The following is a 6555-nucleotide window of genomic DNA, read 5'->3' as shown; positions in this document are numbered from 1 at the left end:
TCCCCCTACCCCCCCCATGTCTACTTTACTTTTTCAAATTAATTGGGGGGGCGCCGCGGCCCCCGCGCCTCCATGAGCGCGAAGCCCAGGAGATTCAGCCCCCGCCATGCGGCCGGGTCCGCGGTCCTCGGATCGTCCTTGGCGAGCCCGATGCCCCAGATCCGGTCCATCGGGCTGGCCTCGACCAGCACGCGTTCCCCGGTGCCCAGCAGGAACGCCCGCAGGGCCGGGTCCTGGCCGAACTTGTGGACGCTGCCCGCCACCACCAGTGCGAACCGCTCCCGCCCCCACAAGCCGTCGTCGAATCCCCGGACCAGCCGGCCCACCTTCTTCGCCGCTGCCGGGCTGCTCGCCGCCACGGCCCCGTGCTCCGCCTCCTCGTCACCGAAGAGCCGTGCCTTGCCGGCCATCATCCAGTGCTCCGCCGACGCGTAGGTCACCGAATCGACCGTGAACGGCGCGGGCCACCACTGGCTGAGGCAGCTCTCGCCGAGACGGCCGTCCGCGCGGGGACGATGTCCCCAGAACGGCAGGTACTTCACGTGCTCCCCGCGTGCCGCACGCGCCAGGAGGCCGTCCATGTGTTCCTGTCCCATGGCAGCCGAGTCTGGCATCCGCCACTGACAGTCCGTATGGGGATTTCCGTACCCGCGCGACACATGGTCGACAGATTCCGTCGCGTAACCAAAAGGAAACAACGGAATCACTTGTTGGTGGAGGTCTGCTCTGCCAGGATCGGCACTCAATTCGAGAAGAAGCTACGCCGCCCCCGGATCACGGGGACAGCACAGGAGAGCGTCATGGGCAACGGCTTCCAGGTGCAGGACCGCTTCGCGGACGGTGCGCAGTACATCGGCGGGAGACTGCGGTCCGGTACATCGGGGCGCCACCAGGAGGTGGTGGACCCAGCGACGGGTGAGACGGTCTACCGCTACGAGCTGGCCGGTGCGGATGATGTCGACGCAGCCGTCGCCGCCGCCCGCGGGGCGTTCCCCGCGTGGTCGGGCGCCACCCCCGGCGAACGGTCCGGACTGCTGCACCGCTTCGCCGCCGTACTCGACGCGCAGGCCGGTGACTTCGCGTACGCCGAGTCCCTGCAGTGCGGCAAGCCCGTCAAGCTCTCCACCGAGTTCGACGTGCCCGGAACCGTCGACAACACCTCGTTCTTCGCAGGCGCTGCCCGCACCCTGGAAGGAAAGTCGGCCGGCGAGTACAGCGGCGACCACACCTCCTTCGTACGCCGCGAGGCAATCGGGGTCGTCGGCTCCATCGCACCCTGGAACTACCCGCTCCAGATGGCGGCCTGGAAGATCCTCCCGGCCGTCGCCGCGGGCAACACCATCGTGCTGAAGCCGGCCGAGATCACGCCGCTGACCTCTTTGATGTTCGCCCAGGCAGCCACCGAGGCAGGTATCCCGGACGGCGTGATCAACATCGTCTCCGGCGCCGGAAAAGTCGCAGGTGAGCACCTCGTCGGCCACCCCGACGTCGTCATGACCTCGTTCACCGGTTCCACGGCCGTCGGTAAGCGGGTTGCCGAGATCGCGGCCTCCACCGTCACGCGCCTCCACCTGGAGCTCGGCGGCAAGGCGCCGTTCCTGGTGTTCGACGATGCCGACCTCGACGCCGCGGTCAACGGAGCGGTCGCCGGATCCCTCATCAACACGGGCCAGGACTGCACGGCCGCCACCCGCGCCTATGTCCAGCGCCCGCTGTACGACGCATTCGTGGCCGGTGTCGCAGCGCTGATGGAGAGCGTGCGGCTCGGCGACCCCTTCGACCCGTCGACCGACCTCGGCCCGCTCATCAGCCACGCACAGCGCGACCGGGTCGCCGGGTTCGTGGAGCGCGCCCGGGCGTACGCCACCGTCGTCACCGGCGGCGAAGCCCCCGGGGGAGACCTCGCGGGCGGCGCCTACTACCGGCCGACACTGATCACGGGCGCCGCTCAGGACAGCGAGATCGTGAACGCGGAGATCTTTGGTCCGGTCCTGGTCGTGCTGCCCTTCGACACCGACGACGAGGGAATCCGCCTCGCCGACGACACCCCGTACGGACTCGCCGCCTCCGCATGGACCCGCGACCTGTACCGGGCGAACCGCGCCACCCGTGAGATCGGGGCGGGCTGCGTGTGGATCAACGACCACATCCCGATCATCAGCGAGATGCCGCACGGCGGATACAAGGCCAGCGGCTTCGGCAAGGACATGTCGTCGTACTCCTTCGATGAGTACACGCAGGTCAAGCACGTCATGTACGACAACACCGCGGTAGCCAGGAAGGACTGGCACCGCACCGTCTTCGGGGACCGATAGCAGCGGCCGCCGCCCGGCGGCCCACCCACCCGGAAGGGCAACGCGTATGGAGCAGTACGAGCCCGAGCACCTCTCCGCGGCCCAGCTGGCCGCAATGAGGCGCAGCCTGACCACAGGCAGGGGCGCCCTCACCCGCCGTTCGCTGCTGCGCGCCTCCGGCGCCGGCGCCCTCGCGCTCGGCGGCATCGGCACGCTCGGCGCGTGCGGTATCCCGCCCGCGAAGCGGGAAGGGGACGCGGCGGCGGCCTCGGACGACCACTCGGCCAGGGAGAAACAGATCAACTTCTCCAACTGGACCGAGTACATGGACGTCAGCGAGGACGAGAAGAGCCGCCCGACGCTGGAAGCGTTCACCAAGCGCACCGGGATCAAGGTCAAGTACACCGAGGACATCAACGACAACGTCGAGTTCTTCGGAAAGATCAAGCCGCAGCTGGCGGCGGGCCAGGACACCGGGCGTGACCTCGTCGTCGTCACCGACTGGCTGGCCGCCCGCATCATCCGGCTCGGCTGGGCGCAGAAGCTCGACCCGGCGAACCTGCCGCACGCGTTCGCCAACCTCTCGGCCCAGTTCCGCAGTCCTGACTGGGACCCGGGACGCGCCTACTCCTATCCCTGGACCGGCATCCCCACCGTCATCGCGTACAACGTGAAGGCGACCGGCGGCCGCAAGGTCGACTCCGTCACCCAGTTGCTCGACGACCCGAAGCTCAAGGGCAAGGTCGCCTTCCTCTCCGAGATGCGCGACTCCGTAGGCATGACCCTGCTCGACATGGGCAAGGACCCCGGGACGTTCACCGACGCCGACTTCGACGCCGCGATAGGCCGGCTCCAGAAGGGCGTCGACAAGAAGCAGATACGCCGCTTCACCGGCAACGACTACACCGCGGACCTCAGCAAGGGCGACCTCGCCGCCTGTGTCGCCTGGGCCGGCGACATCATCCAGCTGCAGGCCGACAACCCCGACATCAAGTTCGCGATACCCGCCGCCGGATACATCACCTCCAGCGACAACCTGCTGGTCCCGGCCAAGGCCAGGCACAAGACCAACGCCGAGAAGCTCATCGACTACTACTACGAGCCCCCGGTCGCCGCCCAGCTCGCCGCGTACATCAACTACGTCTGCCCGGTCGACGGGGTCGCCGCGGAGCTCGCGAAGATCGACGCGTCGATGGCCTCGAACACCCTGATCCTCCCGGACAAGGAGATGGCCGCGAAGTCGCGTGCCTTCCGTTCGCTCAGCTCCGAGGAAGAGACGGCGTACGAGGAGAAGTTCGCCAAGCTCATCGGCGCCTGACCGGCCCGTTCCCCTTCCCGATCTCCCCCGACACCACTGGGACTGCGACCCATGACACAGCAGCAGACAGCGGGCGGCGACGTCCGTCTCACCGGGATCAGCAAGACATTCGGCTCCTTCACCGCCGTACAGCCACTCGATCTGACCGTTCCCGAGGGCTCCTTCTTCGCCCTGCTCGGCGCGTCCGGCTGCGGCAAGACCACCACCCTGCGGATGATCGCGGGCCTGGAGGAGGCCACCACCGGCACGGTCTCGCTCGGCGGCAGGGACATCACGGGCCTGCCGCCGTACAAACGGCCCGTCAACACCGTCTTCCAGAGCTACGCGCTCTTCCCGCACCTCGACGTCACCGAGAACATCGCCTTCGGCCTGCGCCGCCGCGGCATCAAGTCCGTGAAGAAACAGGTGGGGGAGATGCTGGACCTCGTCCAGCTGGGTGACTTCGCCCGCCGCAAACCGCACCAGCTCTCCGGTGGCCAGCAGCAGCGCGTCGCCGTGGCCCGCGCACTCATCAACCACCCCCAGGTGCTGCTGCTCGACGAGCCGCTGGGTGCGCTCGACCTCAAGCTGCGCCGCCAGATGCAGCTCGAACTCAAGCGGATCCAGACCGAGGTCGGCATCACGTTCATCCATGTCACCCACGATCAGGAGGAGGCCATGACCATGGCCGACACCGTCGCGGTGATGAACGGCGGCCGGGTCGAGCAGCTCGGTGCCCCCGCCGAGCTGTACGAGAACCCGCAGACCACCTTCGTGGCGAACTTCCTCGGGACCTCCAACCTCATCGAGGCCGAGATCCTCTCCGCGGGCACGGACATCGTCGTCTCGGCCGGCGGCGGGAAGCTCCGGCTGCCCGGCGGCCGGTGTTCCGCCCCCACGGCGAGCGGCGGCAGGCTGCTCCTCGGCATCCGCCCCGAAAAGATCTCCCTCGTCCCCGCCGAAGAGGCGGACGCGATAGCCGACGGCCGCAACCGGGTCACCGGACGGATCGTCGACTCCAGCTTCATCGGTGTCTCCACGCAGTACGTCGTCGAGAGCCCGGCCGGCAAGGCACTGCACGTGTACGAGCAGAACGTCGACCACCGCGCGGGCCTCGTCCCGGGCGCCGAGGTCGTCCTGCACTGGAATCCCGCACACGCCTTCGGCCTGGATGCCACACAGGACATGGACGCAGGCGTGGAGAGCGTGGAGGACGCGGCGTGAGCGTCACCGACGCGCCGCCGGCGCCACCCACCGAACCCGAGATCCGCAAGCCCTCCACCCGCAAGCGGCTCGTCCCGTACTGGCTGCTGCTCCCCGGCATCCTGTGGCTGCTCGTCTTCTTCGCGCTGCCGATGGTCTACCAGGCGTCGACCTCCGTACAGACCGGATCCCTGGAGAAGGGCTTCCAGGTCACCTGGCACTTCGGTACGTACTGGGACGCCTTCGCCGACTACTACCCGCAGTTCATCCGGTCCCTGCTCTACGCCGGTACCGCCACGATCCTGTGCCTGCTGCTCGGCTATCCGCTCGCGTATCTGATCGCCTTCAAAGCCGGTCGCTGGCGCAACCTCGTGCTCGTGCTGGTCATCGCGCCGTTCTTCACCAGCTTCCTGATCCGTACGCTCGCCTGGAAGACGATCCTCGCGGACGGCGGCGCGGTCGTCGACGTCCTGGACACCCTGCACGTCCTGGACGTCACCAGCTGGCTCGGCTGGACGGAGAACAACCGTGTCCTGGCCACCCCGATGGCCGTCGTCTGCGGTCTGACGTACAACTTCCTGCCCTTCATGATCCTGCCGCTCTACACGTCGCTGGAGCGGATCGACGGCAGGCTGCACGAGGCGGCCGGCGACCTGTACGCAACCCCCGCCACCACCTTCCGCAAGGTGACGTTCCCGCTGTCCATGCCCGGGGTGGTCTCCGGAACCCTGCTGACCTTCATCCCCGCCAGCGGCGACTACGTCAACGCGGAGCTGCTGGGCTCCACGGACACCAAGATGGTCGGCAGCGTCATCCAGACCCAGTTCCTGAGAGTCCTGGACTATCCGACGGCTGCCGCTCTCTCCTTCATCCTCATGGCGGTCGTCCTGCTCGTGGTCACCGTCTACATCCGCCGCTCCGGGACGGAGGACCTGGTCTGATGTCCGTACTCCGCCGGCTTCGCCGGAACCTGGTCGTGATCGCGGGTCTGCTGACCCTCGCGTACATGATCCTTCCGAACATCGTCGTGATGGTGTTCTCCTTCAACAAGCCGAACGGCCGCTTCAACTACGCCTGGCAACGGTTCTCGCTGGACGCCTGGAAGGACCCCTGCGGCGTCGCCGACCTGTGCGGCTCGCTCTCGCTCTCGCTCAGGATCGCCGTCTGGGCGACCGTCGGCGCGACCGTGCTGGGCACGATGATCGCCTTCGCGCTGGTCCGCTACCGCTTCCGGGCGCGCGGCGCGATCAACTCGCTGATCTTCCTGCCGATGGCGATGCCCGAGGTCGTCATGGCCGCCTCGCTGCTCACGCTCTTCCTCAACATGGGCGCCGAGCTCGGCTTCTGGACCGTGCTGATCGCGCACATCATGTTCTGCCTCAGCTTCGTGGTGACGGCGGTCAAGGCGCGCGTGATGTCGATGGACCCGAGGCTCGAGGAAGCCGCACGCGACCTCTACGCGGGCCCCGTGCAGACCTTCGTCCGGGTGACCCTGCCGATCGCCGCCCCCGGAATAGCGGCGGGCGCGCTGCTCGCCTTCGCGCTCTCCTTCGACGATTTCATCATCACCAATTTCAACGCGGGATCCACGGTGACCTTCCCCATGTTCGTCTGGGGATCGGCGCAGCGCGGTACACCCGTGCAGATCAACGTCATCGGTACGGCCATGTTCGTGATTGCCGTGACGGTGGTACTTGTCGGACAGCTCATTGCGAACCGACGGAAGAGCAATGCGGGAAAGTAACACCTGAAGGAGTTGGA

General features: G+C 67.6%; 6 protein-coding genes. 5 read left to right on the top strand and 1 reads right to left on the bottom strand.

The genetic code is table 11. From position 1 onward, the window contains the following. Nucleotides 1-38 precede the first annotated feature (38 nt). Nucleotides 39-581, bottom strand: coding sequence for an NADAR family protein (locus ACFWBQ_RS35925; protein WP_385507361.1), 543 nt, complete (start codon nt 579-581; stop codon nt 39-41). Nucleotides 582-800: 219 nt separating this feature from the next. Between ACFWBQ_RS35925 and ACFWBQ_RS35920 the strand changes: the two genes are divergently transcribed. Genes ACFWBQ_RS35920 through ACFWBQ_RS35900 form a run of 5 tightly spaced genes read left to right on the top strand, consistent with a single transcriptional unit; the run spans nt 801 to nt 6538 of the window. Next, entirely contained in the window at nt 801-2315 is a 1515-nt protein-coding gene (locus tag ACFWBQ_RS35920) for a gamma-aminobutyraldehyde dehydrogenase (protein ID WP_385507357.1), read from the top strand. A 46-nt stretch (nt 2316-2361) separates the two neighbouring features. Continuing rightward, entirely contained in the window at nt 2362-3612 is a 1251-nt protein-coding gene (locus tag ACFWBQ_RS35915; RefSeq protein ID WP_385507354.1) for a spermidine/putrescine ABC transporter substrate-binding protein, read from the top strand. A 51-nt stretch (nt 3613-3663) separates the two neighbouring features. Then, nucleotides 3664-4815 carry an ABC transporter ATP-binding protein gene (locus tag ACFWBQ_RS35910; RefSeq protein ID WP_385507352.1) on the top strand — a complete coding sequence of 384 codons (1152 nt, stop codon included), beginning with the start codon at nt 3664-3666 and terminating at the stop codon, nt 4813-4815. After that, the gene (locus ACFWBQ_RS35905) at nt 4812-5735 is read left to right on the top strand and encodes an ABC transporter permease (protein WP_385507350.1); all 924 of its coding nucleotides are present in this window, start codon (nt 4812-4814) and stop codon (nt 5733-5735) included. The genes ACFWBQ_RS35910 and ACFWBQ_RS35905 overlap by 4 nt, the downstream gene beginning before the upstream one ends. Further along, nucleotides 5735-6538, top strand: coding sequence for an ABC transporter permease (locus ACFWBQ_RS35900; RefSeq protein WP_385507348.1), 804 nt, complete (start codon nt 5735-5737; stop codon nt 6536-6538). Before ACFWBQ_RS35905 ends, ACFWBQ_RS35900 begins: the two co-directional genes overlap by 1 nt. The last annotated feature ends 17 nt before the right edge of the window (nt 6539-6555 follow it).

The organism is Streptomyces sp. NPDC060035, assembly GCF_042736635.1.
Classification (GTDB): Bacteria; Actinomycetota; Actinomycetes; order Streptomycetales; family Streptomycetaceae; genus Streptomyces.
This window is presented reverse-complemented; position numbering and strand designations above follow the sequence as displayed.